The 18573-nt window shown below is 62.1% G+C and carries 16 protein-coding genes; 8 read left to right on the top strand and 8 right to left on the bottom strand.

Annotated features, from left to right (window positions below; all coding sequences use genetic code 11):
* Positions 1–105: 105 nt before the first annotated feature.
* Both I6E60_RS10045 and I6E60_RS10040 read left to right on the top strand, forming a co-directional pair.
* Complete coding sequence (locus I6E60_RS10045; protein ID WP_197180151.1) at positions 106–1689, top strand: sodium-dependent transporter; 1584 nt, start codon at positions 106–108, stop codon at positions 1687–1689.
* The gene (locus I6E60_RS10040; protein ID WP_197180149.1) at positions 1686–1829 is read left to right on the top strand and encodes a MetS family NSS transporter small subunit; all 144 of its coding nucleotides are present in this window, start codon (positions 1686–1688) and stop codon (positions 1827–1829) included. The genes I6E60_RS10045 and I6E60_RS10040 overlap by 4 nt, the downstream gene beginning before the upstream one ends.
* Here I6E60_RS10040 and I6E60_RS10035 read toward each other — a convergent pair.
* Positions 1826–2692, bottom strand: coding sequence for a fumarylacetoacetate hydrolase family protein (locus I6E60_RS10035; RefSeq protein WP_197180147.1), 867 nt, complete (start codon positions 2690–2692; stop codon positions 1826–1828). The genes I6E60_RS10040 and I6E60_RS10035 overlap by 4 nt on opposite strands.
* Positions 2693–2848: 156 nt before the next feature.
* Between I6E60_RS10035 and I6E60_RS10030 the strand changes: the two genes are divergently transcribed.
* The 3 genes from I6E60_RS10030 to I6E60_RS10020 are packed head-to-tail and all read left to right on the top strand — an operon-like array spanning position 2849 to position 5212.
* A complete protein-coding gene (locus tag I6E60_RS10030; RefSeq protein ID WP_197180145.1) occupies positions 2849–4075 on the top strand; it encodes a DUF3500 domain-containing protein in 1227 nt (408 codons plus the stop codon).
* A complete protein-coding gene (locus I6E60_RS10025; protein ID WP_197180143.1) occupies positions 4068–4454 on the top strand; it encodes a nuclear transport factor 2 family protein in 387 nt (128 codons plus the stop codon). The genes I6E60_RS10030 and I6E60_RS10025 overlap by 8 nt, the downstream gene beginning before the upstream one ends.
* The gene (locus I6E60_RS10020) at positions 4454–5212 is read left to right on the top strand and encodes an IclR family transcriptional regulator (RefSeq protein WP_197180141.1); all 759 of its coding nucleotides are present in this window, start codon (positions 4454–4456) and stop codon (positions 5210–5212) included. The genes I6E60_RS10025 and I6E60_RS10020 overlap by 1 nt, the downstream gene beginning before the upstream one ends.
* A gap of 32 nt (positions 5213–5244) precedes the next feature.
* Here the strand turns inward: I6E60_RS10020 and I6E60_RS10015 are convergent, their stop codons facing one another.
* The 4 genes from I6E60_RS10015 to I6E60_RS10000 all read right to left on the bottom strand — a co-directional run bounded on the left by I6E60_RS10015 (position 5245) and on the right by I6E60_RS10000 (position 9922).
* Positions 5245–6768, bottom strand: coding sequence for an ATP-binding cassette domain-containing protein (locus I6E60_RS10015; RefSeq protein WP_197180139.1), 1524 nt, complete (start codon positions 6766–6768; stop codon positions 5245–5247).
* Positions 6765–7733, bottom strand: a complete 969-nt coding sequence (locus I6E60_RS10010; RefSeq protein WP_197180137.1) for a branched-chain amino acid ABC transporter permease — start codon at positions 7731–7733, stop codon at positions 6765–6767. Before I6E60_RS10010 ends, I6E60_RS10015 begins: the two co-directional genes overlap by 4 nt.
* Complete coding sequence (locus I6E60_RS10005) at positions 7730–8614, bottom strand: branched-chain amino acid ABC transporter permease (protein WP_197180136.1); 885 nt, start codon at positions 8612–8614, stop codon at positions 7730–7732. The genes I6E60_RS10010 and I6E60_RS10005 overlap by 4 nt, the downstream gene beginning before the upstream one ends.
* A 78-nt stretch (positions 8615–8692) precedes the next feature.
* A complete protein-coding gene (locus tag I6E60_RS10000; RefSeq protein ID WP_197180134.1) occupies positions 8693–9922 on the bottom strand; it encodes an amino acid ABC transporter substrate-binding protein in 1230 nt (409 codons plus the stop codon).
* 138 nt (positions 9923–10060) lie between these two features.
* On the opposite strand from I6E60_RS10000, the gene I6E60_RS09995 reads away from it, so the two are divergent.
* From I6E60_RS09995 to I6E60_RS09985, 3 genes are read left to right on the top strand one after another with little or no spacing between them, the layout of a single operon-like run.
* On the top strand, positions 10061–11647 hold the full coding sequence (locus I6E60_RS09995) for a bifunctional 3-(3-hydroxy-phenyl)propionate/3-hydroxycinnamic acid hydroxylase (RefSeq protein WP_197180133.1): 1587 nt from the start codon (positions 10061–10063) through the stop codon (positions 11645–11647).
* Positions 11644–12816 carry a CaiB/BaiF CoA-transferase family protein gene (locus I6E60_RS09990; RefSeq protein ID WP_197180131.1) on the top strand — a complete coding sequence of 391 codons (1173 nt, stop codon included), beginning with the start codon at positions 11644–11646 and terminating at the stop codon, positions 12814–12816. Before I6E60_RS09995 ends, I6E60_RS09990 begins: the two co-directional genes overlap by 4 nt.
* The gene (locus I6E60_RS09985) at positions 12813–14354 is read left to right on the top strand and encodes a carboxyl transferase domain-containing protein (RefSeq protein WP_197180129.1); all 1542 of its coding nucleotides are present in this window, start codon (positions 12813–12815) and stop codon (positions 14352–14354) included. Before I6E60_RS09990 ends, I6E60_RS09985 begins: the two co-directional genes overlap by 4 nt.
* A gap of 100 nt (positions 14355–14454) precedes the next feature.
* Here the strand turns inward: I6E60_RS09985 and I6E60_RS09980 are convergent, their stop codons facing one another.
* The 3 genes from I6E60_RS09980 to I6E60_RS09970 form a co-directional block, all read right to left on the bottom strand.
* Positions 14455–15912 (bottom strand): flotillin family protein, encoded by a 1458-nt coding sequence (locus I6E60_RS09980; RefSeq protein ID WP_231601496.1) that lies wholly within the window; start codon positions 15910–15912, stop codon positions 14455–14457.
* 46 nt (positions 15913–15958) lie between these two features.
* A complete protein-coding gene (locus I6E60_RS09975; RefSeq protein WP_197180127.1) occupies positions 15959–17440 on the bottom strand; it encodes an aminopeptidase P family protein in 1482 nt (493 codons plus the stop codon).
* 66 nt (positions 17441–17506) lie between these two features.
* Entirely contained in the window at positions 17507–18535 is a 1029-nt protein-coding gene (locus I6E60_RS09970; protein WP_197180125.1) for an ornithine cyclodeaminase family protein, read from the bottom strand.
* Positions 18536–18573: the final 38 nt, after the last annotated feature.

The following is an 18573-nucleotide window of genomic DNA, read 5'->3' as shown; positions in this document are numbered from 1 at the left end:
CCCTCGAGTGTTAACGTGAGAACACTCCCTCGGGGGTAGCGGGCCACTATTTCGGGGCGGCCCCAGCGACGGTCATTCGGGTGACCATCACACAGAGGAGCAACTGTGGCAACGAAACAGCATTCGGGAGAACACGGAACGGTCGCGTCACGACCGCGTGAACAGTGGTCGGGCCAGCTTGGTTTCATCCTGTCAGCCATCGGCTCCGCCGTGGGGCTCGGCAACATTTGGCGCTTCCCCGGTGTCGCCTACGAGAACGGTGGCGGGGCATTCCTGATTCCGTACCTGATCGCGTTGGTCACGGCCGGCATCCCGATTCTCTTTCTGGACTATGCGATCGGTCACCGCTTTCGCGGGTCAGCACCGACCGCGTTCCGTCGTCTCGGCGGCAAGGCAGGCAAGTGGCTCGAGTCGCTTGGCTGGTTCCAAGTGTGGATCTGCATCGTCATCGCCGTGTACTACGCGGCGGTCGTCGCGTGGGCGGCCAGCTACTTCACGTTCAGTTTCGATCTGCGCTGGGGTGATGACACCGCTGGTTTCTTCCAAAACGAATTCCTCCAAACGTCAGCTCCCGGTTTCAGCGCGCAGTTCGTACCCGCGGTTCTCATCCCGCTGGTGCTCGTCTGGGTTGCCGTGTTGGCTGTGCTCGGTTCTGGCATCGCCAAGGGTGTGCAGCGCGCCAATCTGATCTTCTTGCCGCTGCTCGTCGTCGCCTTCCTGATCCTTGTCGTGCGGGCGCTGTTCTTAGACGGTGCAATGACCGGCCTCGACGCGCTGTTCACTCCAGACTTCTCGGCGCTCGGCGACCCCAGCGTGTGGATCGCCGCGTACAGTCAGATCTTCTTCTCGCTGTCGATCGCCTTCGGCATCATGATCACGTATTCGTCGTACCGCAACCGCAAGGCCAACGTCACGGCGCCTGCTTTGGTCGTGGCCTTCGCCAACTCGTCGTTCGAGATCATCGCCGGTATCGGAGTCTTTGCGACTCTCGGCTTCTTCGCCTTCCAACAAGGTGTCGGCATTGATGAGCTCGAAGGCATCACCGGTGTCGGGCTCTCGTTCATCACGTTCCCCGCGATCGTGTCGCAAATGCCGGGCGGTCCCCTCTTCGGCGCACTGTTCTTTGGCTCGCTCGTCATGGCCGGATTCACGTCCCTGCTGTCCGTGCTTCAGGTCGTGTCCTCCGCCTTCCAAGACAAGTTCGGGATCAGCGCCCGCCAGGCTTCGATTCGAGTGGGTTCCGCTCTCGCGATCGTCTCCGTGCTGCTGTTCTCGACCACTACCGGCCTGATCACTCTCGATACCGTCGACCAGTGGGCGAACAATATCGGCATCGTCGTCGCGGCGATCGCGTCCACGATTCTCGTGATCTGGGTGTTCCGCAAGGGCCCCGAACTGGCCGGCCATCTCAACGCTGTCTCCACCTTTAAGGTCGGGCGAATCTGGCAGCTCCTCGTCGGCGTTCTCGCCCCGGCGGTGCTGCTCTACATGCTCATCCAACGCATCATCGTGCTCGTCACGGAAGGCTACGAGGGATACCCGCTCTGGTACCTCGCGGTAGCGGGCTGGGGCACCATCGCAGTGATCTTGATTGGCGCAATCACGATGACGGCTCTGCGCTGGAAGCACGATCCGGATGACTTCGCCCCGTGGCCCAGCACCCAAGCACTGAAGGAGCTCAAGAAATGAGCGGCATCGCCATCACGTTCTTCATCATCGCCGCAGTGCTCGTCTGGGGCGGCCTCATCGCCAGCATCATCTTTCTCGCCCGCAAGCCGCAGCTCGACGTGTATCCCGAAGGCTCAGAACTCGTGAGCGACGACGACTAGCCCTCGAGGCGCAGCGAGTTCGACACGATCGGGTTGCTGATGGTTCCGATGCGTTCGATTTCCACCTCGACCACGTCGCCAGGCTGCAGCAACCACGCGGGCGTGCGAGAGTAACCGACGCCCGAGGGAGTACCGGTGCAGATGATGTCGCCGGGCTTCAGCGTGAAACTGTGCGACACGAGCGAGAGAACCTCGCCCAGTTCGTAAATCATGTTCTTGGTGTTGCCGTCTTGCACCTGTTCGCCGTTCACGCGAGTCTGCACCCGCAAGCCGTCGCGCAGGTCTCCGACTTCGTCGACCGTCACGAGCGCACCCAACGGGCCGCTGTTATCGCCGTTCTTGCCCAGGATCCACTGCGAAGTGAGCTTCTGGGCTCGTCGCGAAGTGACGTCGTTGAACGCCGAATATCCCATCACGGCGGCACGCGCTTTATCGGCATCCGCATCGGTCAGGGGCACACCGATATAGGCAGCGATCTCGCCCTCCCAGTCAATTCCGTCCTCATTAGACGGCACGGGAATCGGCGCGCCACTCACGGTGAGAGACGAAGTCCAGCGGGCAAAAAGTGTTGGGTACTCAGGAAGGCCTGCATCGGCATAGCTTCCTTCGAGCACGTGATCGAGATAGTTGAGCCCGATGCAAATGACTCGGGCGCTCGGCAAGACGGGAGGCACAAGCTGCAGTTGGTCAAGAGGAACTACCGTTCCGCCCTCGGACGAGTAGCTAGCCAAGGCAGCGGCCGGTGAAGCCCAAAAAGTTTCTAGGTCCGTGAGGATGCGGGCGGCCTCCACGCCATCCTTCATCGTCAATTCTGCGATGAACGTATCGCTCCCCGGGGAGAGTCGTGCTCCGACAAGCCTCATGCCGCGCCTTTCTAAGCGATGGATGCAGGCTTAGCGCTAAGCGACCCTGCTTGAGATCGATCCTGAGCCCACCGACGACCTCGGTCAACTGCCTGTCTCACTTCACGGGACACCTCCTACGGGAGCAAACAGCTGCTGTGCTTCAATAGCGAGGTGATGAGCGACGACGCTGGTTTCCGGCAATTCCTATACCCATCGGACGATGAACGAATCGTGGGCCTTCGGGGCCTCGATGCGTACTCCTATCGGGAGGCTGCGAAGCACGACGCCTTCACGGGAGACCTGATTCGGGGGTGGCAACCTCTCTATCCCTCAGAGTTTGTCGGCGTCACCTCTGATGGCACGATCATCCCCGATCTCTTCAAAGCGGCCCCCAACGGTGCGCCCGTCGCAGCGATGGTGAGCGCAGCAACAGCAGCACTCGCGGCGCTCACCCCCGCCGAGCGCGAAACGCTGCAGTACCCCGTGGATGCCGTGCAGTGGCAATCGTGGGCGAACCCCGAATTCATGCAACACGACACCGGCCTGCGGCTGGAGTTTCTCAACGCCGACGCTCGCGAAGCACTGCTGGGGCTGCTCGATGCAACGCTGAGCCCCCAGGGCGCCACGCTCGCTCGCAAGCTCATGCACATCAATGGCTACCTGGGCGGGCTCACCGGCCTTGAGCCGATCATGAATGACCTCAGCTACAACGTCTCCTTCTACGGAACTCCTTCGCTCACCGAGCCGTGGGGGTGGCAGATTTTCGGACACCACCTCGCTCTGAATTGCGCGGTCGTGGCCGACCAACTCGTGATTTCACCGATTTTCTTTGGCGCCGAACCGGACAAGCTTCACGATGGCGACGACCCCGCGCTGACCCCGCGCGTGACGAAAGCTCGCGCGCTCCTGGCTGCCCTGACTCCGGCCCAGAAGAACACAGCCGTGCTCTTTGATTCGATGGTTGATCCCGCTATGCCGGCGGGCCGCATCCATCCCGGCGATGAACGCCACCTTGCTGGCGCGTTTCAAGACAACCGCGTCATCCCTTATGAGGGCGTGTGTGTTTCAGAGCTCGGCTCGGATGCGCGCGATCGACTCCGTGAGTTCGTGCGCGAGTTCATCGACTACTTACCCGAAGGCCCCGCACGAGCTCGACAGCTCGAAATCGAGGCGCACTTCGATGAGACCTGGATCTCCTGGATCGGCGGTACTGGCCCCGAGGATGTGTTCTACATCCGCGTGCAGAGCCCCGTCGTGATTCTCGAACTCGACCACCACTGCGGTGTCTTCCTCAGCAACACTGAGCCTGCGGGATTCCACATCCACACCATCGTGCGCACTCCCAACGGCAACGATTACGGCCGAGCCTTGCTTCGCCAGTACGAGGCCACGCATGACTGAGGATGCGCTGGCCGCAGCCCAACAGCTTCTCTATAGCTATGGGGCGATCGCCGACGCGAAAGACATTCCGGCAGCGCTGGAGCTCTTTCGCCGGGCAACAGTGACGTTTCCGCAGCGCTCGGTGACCGGTGATGCTCAGCTCACCGAGCTCTACTCCGAGCTGTGGGGCAAACCCAACAGCCACCGCCACGTCATCACCAATGTTCGCCTTGTTGAGTCAGAACTGGGATACTCAGCCGTAGCTTTATATAACCGGTGGGAGTTCACTCCTGCCCCACTCTTGACGACGATGGGAGAGTACCAGATGTCATTCTCGCGCGACGGGCACACCTGGGGTATCGATTCCCTCATCGTCACTCGAACGTGGCCGGTGAGCTGATGTCCATCTTCGGCCGCGCCACAACGATCCTCAATATTGTTGCCGAGGGCCGCGGGCAGCTCTCCCTGACCGACCTTTCCCAACGCAGCGGCCTGCCCCGCTCGAGCGTGCACCGCATCATCCAAGAACTCGAACGTGAGTGCTTCGTCATTCGTGCATCCTCGGCCGGCGGTTACGCCCTCGGTCCCGGCGTATTGAAGTTCGGGATGAACAGCCACTTGCAACTCGTTGCTGGCATGCGCCCCGTGCTCACCTCTCTCGCCCGCGCCGTCAACGAGAACGTTGAGCTCGCCATCTTTAGCGGTCGCGAGGTCGTTGTCGTTGACCAGGTCGCCTCGACCGCCCGGCTCCACGCTGTGACCCAAGTTGGTAAGAGCTTTTCTCTGCACGGAAGCTGCATCGGCAAAGTGCTCTTGGCGCAGCTGCCCAACGAGAAAGTGCGAGAAGTTCTGCCGACCGTGCTCGTCGGACACACTAACAAAACGATCACCGACGTCGACAAGTTCATCGCCGAGCTCGACGAGGTACGCGCCAACAATCTGGCGTTCGACCACGAAGAACGCGACGTCGGTATCTCGGCCGTTGCTACCTGCATCCAGAACTCTGCGGGCGTCAATCAAGCTGTGGCGATTGTGGCCCCCACCGAACGGTTTAACGTGCTGCAGGCACTCTTCGTTGAACGGCTCACGAAGCTGCAAGGCAGTGTCGACACCCGAAACCTTCTGTTCGATCCTCGCAACATTCCATCGGCCAGCTAGCTAGCTAGGCACCCCGCCCAGCCGCCCGCCGGTCAGCCGAGGTAGCTCGCCAGCAGGCGGGCATCTGCGAGCAGCTCTGCAGGCTTGCCCTCGAGCGTGATCTCACCCTGGCCGAGCACCATCGCACGGTCGGCAAGGCCCAATGCGCGGTCGACGCTCTGCTCGACGACGATCATGGAGACGCCCGAGTCTCGGATCGCTCCGAGCGCTTCGTACACTTCGTCGACCGCGATGGGCGAGAGCCCGAGGGAGATCTCGTCGAAGACCAGGAGCGTTGGCGCAGACATGAGCGCGCGGCCGATGGCAAGCATTTGCTGCTGCCCGCCAGACAGGGCGGTTCCTGAGTTTTTGCGGCGCTGCTTGAGGATGGGAAAGATCGAGTAAACCGCCTCGAGTCGTTCTGCCTTGACGTGCTTGCGTGCATCGAGCCCGCCCGCGATGAGGTTCTCCTCGATCGAGAGGGTGCCGAAGATCTTGCGACCCTCCATACACTGAGCGATTCCCAGCGCGGTGACCTCATCGGGGCGGAGGCCCGCAATGGATTTGCCTGCGAACGAGATCGTTCCCGAGGTCAGTGGAACAGCGCCCGCCAGTGAGCGCGCCATTGTGGTCTTGCCCGCACCATTCGCACCCAACAGGGCGATGCATTCGCCGGGGTTCACCGAGAGCGAGACACCTTTGAGGGCGTTCAGTCCGCCGTAGCGCACCCACACGTCGTCGACGGTGAGGAGTGGCGTGCCGGACGCCATGTTCGGTGCGCTCACGAGTGACGTCAGCGAGGCACGGATCGCTGCCCGCTTACTCTCATCAACCACAATAGTGTCGGCACTCTCTGCGACCGAGCCGAGGTACAGGGAGGCGACCACGGGATCAGCGAGCACCTTGGGCGTCTCGTCAACCGTGACCATCTTGCCGAAGTCAAGAACCGCGGTGCGATCGCAGCATTGCGAAATGACATCCATCACATGCTCGATGAGCACCATCGACTCGACCTCGGTGCGCAGGCTCTGGATGATCGAAATCAGCTCTTCAGTCTCGGAACGAACCAGTCCAGCGCCGATTTCGTCGAGCAACAGCACCCGCGGCTTCAACGCCAGCGCTCGTGCCAGCTCGAGGCGCTTGCGGCGCAGCAGGGGCAGCTTGCCCGCTACCTCCTCCGCAAACGGGGTGAGCCCCAAGCGTTCTAGGATGCCAGCCACGAAGGGCTCGAGCTCGCGGTGCGAAAGGTGGTGACCCGAGTTTGTTGCGGCCAGACGCACATTGTCAGCCACGGTCATCCGAGTGAATGGTCGGGGGATCTGGTAGGTGCGACCGATGCCGAGGCGGGCCCGATCGGCAGAGCTCAGTGTGCTGATATCGCGGCCATCGAAGGTGACCGTTCCGGAGTTCGGGGTGAGTGCACCGCCGATTACTCCGATGAGAGTGCTCTTGCCGGCGCCGTTCGGACCAATCACGCCCAGAACTTCGCCGGGAGCGACGTGCAACGACAGACTGTCGAGCGCACGAACCCCGCCATACGACTTGGTAATCGACTCGAGTTGCAAAACAGCGGTCATGAGAAGTTCCTCTTCTTCTGCAGAGCGAGCGTCAGCGTGCCCCAGATTCCATTGGGCATAAAGCGGATGACCAGCACGAGAACCACGCCAACGACGGCCAAGTGAATCTCCGGGAACTGGATGAGGAACTCACCGAGCAGAACGATAAACACGGCACCGACCCACGGGCCAACTTTGGTACCCATGCCGCCGATGATGGCAACAGAAACGATGTCGATCGTCCAACTCATTCCGAACCCGCCGTTGGGCTGGACGATGCCCTGATTGAGCGCTTGGATCGATCCGATGATGGCGATAAAGGCGCCCGACAGGCCGAACGCCCAGAGCTTCGTGCGATAGGTGCGCACCCCCAGCTGACTAGCGACATCCTCATCGTCACGCACGGCCTGCATCCGGTACGACCATCGGCTTCGGAGCAACAGCAGAACCCCGACCACAACAATCACCGCCACAAGAAGCGCGATCCAGTACAGGTCGTAGGCCTTCGGCGCTTTGGCCGTCAGGAAGATACCTGCTTGGCCACCAAACCACGGGCTGTTCACGACGAAGATGCGCATCGCTTCAGCGAGCGCGAGGGTTCCCACCGTGAAATACAGGCCGCGAAGACGGAACAACGCGGGGCTCACAATGAGTGCGAACAGCCCCGCCACTACCGCAGCGAGTACAACGCAGAGAACGAGCGGGAGACCGGCATTGCTTGCCATTGCCATCGTGTACACGCCGATTCCGAAGAATGCTGCCGAGCCAAGTGAGACGAGGCCGGTATAGCCGGCAGCAATGTTCCATGCTGCAGCGAGCGCGCCCAGCTGCAGGATGCGAAAGCCAACTTCTTGTTGGTAAGTGCCGGCGAAGTAGGGCACCGCGAACGCGATCGCGGCCAGCACGGCGACGATGATGAAGTCTCGTGGACCCACACGGGTGGGGGTCGCGATGCGACTGAGCAGGATTGAGATGCCATTCTTCACAGTGAGCGCCTCCGTTTTAGGATTCCGTTAGGCGCGATGGCCAGAAGAATAATGAGCATGACAAGGCCGACGAAGGTGCGGTAGCCGTCGCCGAAGAAGTAGGCGCCGAGCGACTGGATAACCCCCAGGGCTATTCCGCCCACGAAGGTGCCCATGATGTTGCCGAGACCGCCGAGCACGATGATCGCGAACGCCGTGAGGAGGTACTCGGAGCCGGATGACGGGGTGAACGAGAAGCACAGTGCGATGAGCACTCCACCCATCGATGCCAACCCGCCGTTGAGGGCGAAAGTGCCCCAGCGCACCCGGCTCACGTGAATACCCACGATGGCCGCCGAGATCGGGTCTTCTGAACTGGCCCGCAGCGATCGGCCGAACGAGGTGCGAGTGACGAGCATCCACACAGCGAGACAGACAGTCAGTGAGATGGCGAACCCGATGAGGTAAATCGTGGGGAGGTTGATGGGGCCGATGGCGATCGTCTCGCGGCTGAACGCGGTGTCGAGCGATCGGCTGTCGCCAGAGAAGAACCGAATGAACAGGTTCTCAAGAATGATCGCGAGGGCGAACGTGGTCAGCAGGCCAGCTTCTTCGCCGTGTTTGGCTACCGGCGCAAGAATGAATTTCTCAACAGGTGCCGTGAAGGCGAACCCGAGCACAAAGACGATGGGCAACGCGAGAAGAGGGCTGATGCCCCAGAACGCTGCAAGATAGAAGGCGGCGTAGGCGCCGAGCACGACGATCTGGCCGTGCATGAGGTTGACGAGCTTCATCACGCCCAACACGAGGGAGAGCCCTACCGCGCTGAGGGCGATGAGCCCACCAAGAAGGGCTCCGCCGAGGACTGTATTAGCCAGTCCTACAGGGTCGATCGAATTCATTCGAGGGTCATCCACATCGTTGTAGGGGCGGTGAGGTGAGGGGCCGGCACTTCAACGCCGACCCCCTAAGACACCGGATTAGGGAACGGGAAAGAGGAAGTCCCCTGTTGCCTGGTCGGTGGGCCACACGATGATCGGCACGCCGTCTTGCCACTGCGACGACACAACGGGAATCTTGGCGGCGTGTTCGTCGTCAAACTTCACCGGGCCGACCGCATAGATGCCGTCAGTTTCTCCGATGGCGTCGTTGATTTCGTCCTTGTCGAGCGACCCTGCTGCTGCGATGGCATCCATCAGCACCATTGCTGCCGTGTAGCTGTCGGCAATGTGCTGGCTTGAGGTCAGGCCGGTCTCGGATTCGAAAGCGTCTTTCAGTTCTTCTGCGCCAGGGTAGCCGAAGGACGGGTCCCAGTACGCTCCGACGATGATGCCATCGGCGAGGTCTCCGAGTGCTTCAGCAAACTGCACTGGCTCGGCGCCCTTTTCGGCGACGATGACCTTCGGGGTCCACCCGATGGCTGCCATCTGCTTGCGGATCGAGATCGCCGCTGGAGTGATCGACGAGATGAGAACGATGTCAGCTCCCGACTCTTTCGCCTTCTGAATAGCAGCCGAGAAGTCGGTGTTATCGGCGGGGAACTCAATGTTTCCTGCGACCGTGTAACCCTGTTCCTCAGCAACGACCGGCCAGATCTCGTTTCCGATTGCCTGACCATCAGGACCGTTGTCGTGAAGGATGAAAACCTGCTTGTTGGTTTCAATCCCATTGGCCTCAAGCGCTTCGAACGGAGCGACAGCTTGGTCGGCAACCGAGAAGAAGATGTCCCAGGCGTAGGTCCATTCCTTCACCGACTTGAATACCTCGATGGGAGTGCACTCTGCCACAAAGGGAACGCCTTGCGCGTCGGCAACGACAGCCCCTGGGTTGACGAGGTCGGGCGTGCAGGAACCGAGCAACGCATCCACGTTGGTGGAAGAGATGAGGGTTTTGATCGACGAGGTGACCTCATTGGGGTCGGACTTGTCATCAACGAGAGTGAGTTCGACCTCGCGGGCTGTTCCATCGATCATGATGCCGCCAGCGGCATTCACCTCATCGACGGCATGCTGGTAGCCCCATTGAAGGAAGCTACCGAAGCCGGCGAGGGTTCCGCTGAGCGGAATTGTTGCTCCAATTCGGATGGGTTCTGAGGAATCAGACGTTTCGCCATCCGCCCCTATGGGGCTGCAGCCGGTGAGGGCAAGTGCTGTTGCCGTAATGAACGCGAGGCCGCCAGCCAAGCGCCTACGTCGGGTACTGAGGTGCATCGCGAATCTCCTTTGATTGCGGCCCGTGGTGCACGGGATACCCCATACTCAAACCCTGTTGGCGAGCAAACAACTTTCCATCCCGTATTTCGGGACAGAACTTCGGCGCCCGCTTTCGCTACTTCTAGGCTCGGCGACGTGAGCAATGAAGCTACGCCGCCAACAGCGGCAACCGACAACTATGACGTAATGATCGTGGGGCTTGGCCCAGTGGGAAAGCTACTGGCCATCCAACTTGGCCGTGCTGGCCACCGCGTTCTCATCGCTGATCGCAAGACTGAGGGCTATCCCCTGCCCCGGGCAGTGACTCATGATTTTGAGTTCGCACGGATTTTGCAGTCGATCGGTCTTGCGCCGGATACGATCCCCGAGATCACCGAGCCGTATGACGATATGTATGTCTGGCGTAATGCCGACCGTGAAAGCCTCGTCGAAGTCGACTGGAGCGGAATCGGATCCTCCGGTTGGTACAACACCTATTTCTTTAGCCAGCCTGCGCTCGAAGACCGCATGGAGGCGGTGCTCCTGGCATTGCCCACTGTGACGGTGCTTCGCGGATGGTCGGCAGAGGTCATCGCCGATGACGACGTAGTCTCGACCACGCTCAGCAACCTCGCCACGGCAGAGGAACTCCTCGTGACGTCCCGCTATTTAGTGGGCGCAGATGGAGCGAACAGCACCGTTCGCCGGTGGGCCGGCATCGACTGGCACGACATGGGATTCTTCTATGACTGGCTCGTTGTCGACGTCATCCCCGATCCCTCGCTTGAGTTTCCTCATGTCGCGATTCAGACCTGCGACATCGCTCGCCCCGCCACGATGGTTCCCGGTGGTCCCGGGCGGCGGCGCTGGGAGTTCATGCGCTTGCCGCACGAGACGATCGAGTCGCTCAACAAGACCGAACGGGCGTGGGAGTTGCTCGAACCGTTTGGCATCCGCCCCGAAAACTCGGAGCTCGAACGCCACTCGGTCTATACCTTCCAAGCTGGCTGGGCCACCAGTTGGCGCAAGCGTCACGTCTTGTTAGCGGGAGATGCCGCCCACCTCATGCCTCCGTTCGCCGGCCAGGGTTTGGGCGCTGGTCTGCGCGATGTCATGAACCTATTCTGGAAGCTCGGGGCAGTGCTCGACGGCCACGCAGCGGAGAGCATTCTCGATACCTACGAGACCGAACGCCTCACCCACATTCGCGAGTTCATCGACTTCTCCATTTCATTGGGGCGGGTGATCTGCATCACCGACCCTGCAGAAGCAGCAGAACGCGATGAGCGGATGATCGCCGAACTCGCCAAGGGACACGCTCCCCCTGCACCTCCGGCTCCGCTTCTGGGGCCAGGGCTTCACCTGCCCGACGGCGGACAGCTCTCTCCCCAAGCCGCTATCCGTTTCGACGGTTCCACTGCCCGCTTCGACGATCTGTACTCAGGGTCGATACTGATGCTGGCGCAAGCGGAGTTGTTCGAGCTCGTCACCGCGGAGGCAACTGATGCACTCCGCGATCGCGGCGTCACCGTCGTAGCGCTCTCCGGTGAGCATCCCGCCGTCATCACGATTGGCGAAGTCGACGGCACGTACGCGGCATGGCTCGACCAGCTCAATGCCGAGAGCGTGCTCATCCGCCCTGATTTTTATACCTTTGGTGCCTCTGCCGGGACCGAGACGAGCGCCATGATTCTCGCCTTCAGTAACCAACTCGGCGTCGCCAGCCTGGAAGCACGAGCATGAACGACACCGGTTCGCTCAGCGGCTATCTCGTACTCGACCTCACTCGAGCCTTGGCCGGCCCTCATGCTGGGATGATGCTGGGCGACTTAGGTGCGCGAGTCATCAAAGTGGAGACCCCGGGCACCGGCGACGACACCCGCGGCTGGGGCCCACCGTTTGTCGGCGATGAGGGAGCACGCGAGTCGACCTACTTTCTCTCCGCGAATCGCAATAAAGAGTCGATCACCCTCAACCTGAAGGATCCGTCTGACTCGGCACTGCTGGCAGACCTCATCACGCGCGCTGATGTCCTTATGGAGAACTTTCGCCCCGGCACCCTCGACCGCTTGGGATTCCCTCCCGAACGACTAGAGCAACTCAACCCGCGCCTCGTGCTGTTGTCGATTAGTGGATTTGGGCACGACGGTCCGGAGGGCGGTCGGGCGGGCTACGACCAGATTGCGCAGGGCGAAGCCGGCCTCATGTCGATTACGGGCAGCAAGCCCGATGACCCTCAGCGCGTCGGCGTTCCCATCGGTGACTTGCTTGCCGGAATGTACGGCGCCTACGGCGTGCTCGCGGCGCTACTCGAACGCGAGCGCACAGGCAAAGGTCAGGTTGTTCGCACGTCGCTTCTCGCTTCCGTTGTCGGGGTGCACGCTTTCCAAGGAACCCGATGGACTGTCGCCGGCGAAGTCGGCCTCGCGAATGGCAACCATCATCCGTCCATCGCTCCCTACGGGCTCTTTCACACGGGTTCCGGTGCGGTGCAAATTGCAGTGGGCTCAGAGGGACTATGGGCCCGTTTGTGCACCATGACGGGGATCGCCGTCGATGACGAGCGGTGGGCATCCAACGGCCTGCGCGTTGACAACCGTGATTCGCTGATCACCGCCTTGGAAGAAATATTCTCCTCGTGGAATGCGGATGATCTTCTCCTCGCTCTCGAAGAAGCAGGGATCCCGGCCGGGCGAGTGCGCAACCTTCAGCAGGTGTACGAATGGGACCAAACACAATCGCAGGGACTCATCGTGGATGTTGACCACGCCACTCTCGGATCGATTAGCCTGCCCGGGCCACCACTGCGATTCTTCAACGCGGACGGCGAAGAACGAACCCGCACAGCGCACGGTGCGCCGCCCACGCTGGGGCAACACAATGACTCTGTGCGCGAATGGCTAAGCGAATGACCGCCCGCCCCAGTGCCCGCGAACTCATCGCGATGACGCTCGATGACGACACATTCGTCAGCTGGAATTCACCGCTACCTGCCTTGCCCATCGAGGACAGCTACCGTAAAGAGCTTGAGGCCGCGCGAACCAAGACCGGCGAAGACGAGTCGCTCGTGGCCGGTGAAGGCCTGCTTAACGGTTCACGCGTGGCAGTCATCGTTGGCGAGTTTCGTTTTCTCGGAGGCTCGATCGGCGTCAACGCCGCGACCCGGATGGTGGAAACAGTTCGGCGGGCAACGGCAGAAGGTTTGCCCGTGCTTGCGGCCCCGATCTCGGGGGGAACGCGCATGCAAGAGGGCACCCGAGCGTTCTTGCAGATGGTCAAGATCACCGAAGCAGTCGTGGCACACAAGGCGGCAAAACTGCCGTACCTTGTGTATCTTCGGCATCCCACGACCGGTGGAGTGTTCGCGTCATGGGGTTCGCTCGGCCACATCACGGTTGCCCAAACGGGAGCTCTCGTTGGCTTTCTCGGCCCGAAGGTCTACAGGGCGCTGTACGGTACCGACTTTCCCGAGGGTGTTCAAACTGCTGAAAACCTCTTCACCCACGGCATCGTCGACGCCGTGCTCGATGCCAAACACTTGCGCACTATGGCGGGCGAGGCACTCGCGATCATTGCTGCTTCCGGGGATTACGTTCCCCCGCCGGCGGAGGAACCTACGACGCAAATTCCATCGTCGTGGGAGTCGATTCAGATTTCGCGCCGCAGTGGGCGCCCCGGCCTGCGTTCGCTTCTGCGCCACGCCGCGACCTCCATCGTTCCCCTGAGCGGAACGGGTCAAGGCGAGTCGAACAAGTCAGCCGTGGTGTCCTTGGCCACCATTGGCGGACGAGGAACTGTTGTCGTCGGGCTTGATCGGCGAGCACAGGGCGAAGCCGAGCTGGGTCCGGATGCTCTGCGCCAAGCCCGTCGCGGAATGGCTCTCGCCGCTGAGCTCGGGCTGCCGCTCATCACCGTCGTTGATACGCCCGGAGCAGCCCTTTCTCGCGAGGCTGAGGAGGGCGGTCTCGGCGGAGAAATTGCACGCTGTCTGGCGGAAATGCTCGACCTGCCGGTGCCGACCATTGCCGTCATTCTCGGCGAAGGAACGGGTGGCGGCGCCCTCGCACTCATGCCCGCCGACCGGGTGATCGCGGCCAGAAACGGGTGGCTCGCACCGCTACCGCCCGAGGGCGCGAGCGTGATCATGTTCGGCGACACCACCCATGCGGCGAGCATGACGGTCGAGCAGCGCGTGCGTTCTCAGGATCTGCTCGACGACGGGATCGTCCACGAAATCGTCGAAGAATGGCCCACTGCCGACGTCGAACCCGCTGATTTTTGCCGCAGAGTTGGTCACGCTATCGTGCGCCAACTGGCCGAGCTGGAGCGTCAGGATGACGGGCAGCGCCGCGCCGCTCGCACGGTCAATTATCTGGGCCTCGGCATCGATCCGAGCGGTGCGGGGGATGCGGCTCACACGCCTGAGTCCGGCGCACGCCCGCACGACTAACGTTCGCTCCACGACACACGAAAGGGCGGGCATCCCCACAGGATGCCCGCCCTTCGCGCGTTCCGACTATCGCTCAGCGCGACTGCCGTGTGGCGCTGTGCTACTCGGCGGTGTCGCCCTCGCTGGCGACCGGAGCCGACTGGGGTGCGGCATCCGCCACGGTGTTAGCGGCGTGGGCGAGGGTGGCAGCGAGGGTGCTGTCACCTGACTGGCCACGAGCGCCTTCGCCGACCGCTTGACCGACGGTGCGGCCCTGGATGATCGACGCCAGGTCGAGACCGGTTGCAGCCTTGATCGACTCGAACGTGCCGCGCAATGCGACAGCACTTTCGGTGCCGACGGTATCTCCACCGCTGGCTCCGCTGCCGCCGATAACGGTGACAGAACCGATCTGGCCGTAACCCTTGGCCCACTGCTCCATAACCTGCGGCAGAGTTTCGAGGGCACGTTGCGCGAGGAGCGCGTCTTGGTGCTTGGCGAGCGCGCCAGCTTCTGCTTCGATGCTGGCAGCCTTTGCTTCACCGGCAAGGCGGGTGGCATCCGCGTCAGCAGCGGCGCGAACGCGCACTGCTTCGGCTTCAACGGCGGCGATCTGAGCTTGAGCTTCGGCACCCTTGACGAGACGGTAGGCGTCGGAGTCGGCATCCTTCTGAGCCTTGTACAGGTTGGCGTCAGCGAGACGCTTCACGTCGGCGTCGAGCTCTGCCTGACGGTTCTCAGCACGCTGCTGCAGAACGCCCTGCTCGGCGCGGGCGCGGGCGAGAGCTTCGGCTTGCTCGGCTTCAGCGTTAGCCTTACCGACCTCGGCCTTGGAGTCTGCGGTGTTCTTGTCGAGCGCGGTCTGCTCGATCAGGTTCGCCTCAGCAACGGTGATGTTTCGCTTGGAGATTTCACGGTTCGCGTCGGCCGTAGCGAGTTCTGCTTCGCGACGCTTCGACTCGATCTGCGGGGTTCCGAGCGACTGGATGTAGCCAACCTTGTCGCCGATGCCCTTGATCTGGAACGAGTCAAGAATCAGACCCTGCTCCGACAGCTCGGTAGAAACATCGGTAGCGATCTGGTCGGAGAACTTCTTGCGCTCACGCATGAGTTCAACGACCGACAGTGTTGCCACGACACCACGAAGGGCACCCTCAAGCTGCTCGGTCGTGAACTGCTCGATGGCGCTGTCTTGCGAAGCGAAGCGCTCGGCGGCGCGGCGCACGAGGTTCGCGTCAGAACCGATCTTCACGATCGCCACGGCTTCGACCTGAAGCGTCACGTTGTCAGCCGACTGCGCCTCTGCGGTCATCGAGACTTGGCGCGAACGCAGCGAAATCGTTTCGTGGCGCTGCGTGATCGGGTTGACCAAAGCCTTGCCGTTGACGATAACGGTGACAGCGGAGTCATTACCCGCGCCATCCTTCTGCGAACGACCCGAGACAACCAGGGCCTCGTCGGCGCGAGCGACCTTGAACCAGGCGCGGGCGATCAACAGCATGACCAAGAAAAGTACAACAAGAACGACCACCCCGATCCCGATGAGGAGGACGAGTCCGCCAGTGGCGAAGAATTCCATGTATGCACCTTTCAGAAAATGAGCGATCACCACCCATTGTCCTTGGTTACAGCGCGCGCATCCACCCTTCGATGCCATCCGCTGTAATTGGCAGGGCATCCGAGAGCACTTCGTGGCCCGTCGGGGTCACGAGTACGTTGTCTTCAATGCGCACGCCAAGGCCGCGCAGCTCAGGAGGCACGGTCAGGTCCCACTCGTGAAAGTAGAGTCCGGGCTCGACTGCCATGACCATTCCGGGCATGAGTTCGCCGCTCTGATAGGCGGAATAGCTCGACTGCGCGCAGTCGTGAACGTCGAGGCCAAGGTGATGCCCGATGCCACACACGATGTAGCGACGGTGGTGCTGACCTTGGGCACTCAGCGCCTCATCGACCGAGACGGGCAGCATGCCCCAGTCGTGCAGACCGGTCGCAATTACTTCGAGCGCGGCGAGGTGAAAGTCGCTGAAGATCTTGCCGGGGCCGACCGCCGCGAGTCCCGCCCGGTGCGCTTTCTCAACCAGGTCGTGCGCTTGACGCTGGGCGGCAGAGAAGGTTCCGGATGCCGGCAACGTGCGGGTGACATCCGCTGTATAGAGCGAGCGGGCTTCCACTCCCATGTCGAGTAGCACGGCGGCGTCGGGATCCACGGGGCCGTCGCAGCGCACCCAGTGCAGCACGGGGGCGTTCTTGCCGCTTCCGACGATCGTCGTGTAGCCGGTGCCATTGCCGACAGTGCGCGCGTAGCGGTCGAAGGTGCCCTGCAACCAGCGCTCACCGCCGAACTGGATGGCCTGCGGGATCTCGCGAGCGACGGCCTTGAAGCCCTCAATCGTGTGGTTCACGGCACCGCGCAGTTCGGCGATCTCCCACTCGTCTTTGATCATGCGGATCTCCGAGAGCACCCGGCCAAGATCGTGCGAGACCGGGATGTCGCGCAGCAGCCGGTGGGCTCCGTGCAGTGAGCCGGTGAGCAGAATGTCACTCGCGCGGTTCAACGCTGTTTCGAGTTCCGAGAGTGGACGCGTCTCAATCTGCAGCGCGGCCGTCCACTCGGGCATGCCCGGTGCGGAGCCAACCCAGAGTTCGCCGTGCGCGGCATTCGCAAAGAAGTCCGCTTCGCCGGGATATGCCGGTGCGGGAATGAAGAGCGTGGCCTCGTGGCCGCCGGCCGTGGGGCTCATCACGAGTACGGCGTCTTCGGCCGAGCATCCGCTCAACCAGAAGAAGCTGCTGTCGGGGCGAAAGCCGTAGTAGTTGTCGTTCACGCGCACCGGAGCGACACCGCCGGCCACCACAATCGTGCGGCCAGGAAACGCCGGGCTCAGGCGTGCACGATGTGCTGCCGTCGCCGCCGCGATGCCGGGAACCGTGTCGGGCGTGCGATCAGGAGTCGCCCACCCCGACTTCATGTACTCGACGAAGCCGGTGGCATTGCGCAAGTGCGGCAGGCGCGGGTCGCCGCGATCGGGATGCGGAACTGATGAAACTGAGGGTGTCGTCGAAGCCGCCGGCGCGGTGTGCTGGTGAGAATCAGAAGTCGAGTGCATGGTGCTGTCTTTCGTTGTGGCGTGCGGAGGTGAAATGTGAAGGGACCGCGGGAGTCGCGGGGCCAGCTAGGGCGACTGCGGCGCGTCGATACTGTGCTCGGTACTGTGCGCGATACTGTGCGCGATGGCAGCCGCGATGGCCAAGTCTTCCCAACTCATTCCCGAACTCTTAAAGAGCACCGGGCGAGCGTCATCGAGCACCCTCCCGCCCCGGGTAACGTCCGCCAGCGGAATGAGGTCCTTCGCCGTGAGAGAGCCCTCCGCAATCGCCATGATCACGTCTCCGGATTCGCGCAACGCTGTCGGAACATCTTCGACGACGACCTGAGATCGTCCCATCAGCGCACTATCGAGTTCACGAGCATCCGGTTCATGAGAACCCACCGCAATGATCACGGCGTCCGAGCGCACGACAGCGGAGTCGAATAAGGGAGTTCGCGCGGTCGTGGCGCACATGATGACCCCGGCCGCAGCGACGGCAGCCTCGGCCTCGGCGCTTCCGGTCTGCACGACCCGCGCACCGGGCAGCTCCACCGAACGCAGCGTGCGCACCACCACGGTGACCGAGGCGAGGGGCCGACGATCTCCAAGAACAGCACGCAGGGTCGCGAGGTGGTCGACCGCTTGAGGCCCCGCCCCAAAGATGACAACGTCGAGCGGCTCCGACGAGCGCAGCAGTGCCCCCGCCGTAGCGGCCAGCGACACCGCTGGGGTACGGATGCTCGTCAACGCAGCACCATCGAGCAACAGTCGCGGCGTAAGAGTGTCGGAGTCGAACAGAATGTAGAGACCTTGGATGCGGGGCAACCCGACGCCCGGATTATCCGGAGCAGCGGTGAGCACCTTGATTCCCGCATACGGGCCAACTTCTGAGGGCATCAGCAGAAAGTCGCCGCGCGTCAGTTTCTCAAAAACGCGCGCATGGTCTGTGCCGGGTTCGAAGCCTGCCTTCAGCGCATCCTGAACGGCAGCAACGGCCGCGCCGGGGCTAATCGCTGCCCGTACGGCCGCGTCGTCGAGGTAGGCGGGCGCCGTTACGCTGCTCGAAATAGGGGTTTCCGGGCGGGGCTCGATCGGCGAATTCTGCTCGGACATTGATGCCCCTTCTCTCAACACCTGCAGCGCCAATGGTA

Origin of the sequence: Salinibacterium sp. SWN167 (assembly GCF_015864665.1) — a bacterium.
Classification (GTDB): Bacteria; Actinomycetota; Actinomycetes; order Actinomycetales; family Microbacteriaceae; genus Rhodoglobus.
This window is presented reverse-complemented; position numbering and strand designations above follow the sequence as displayed.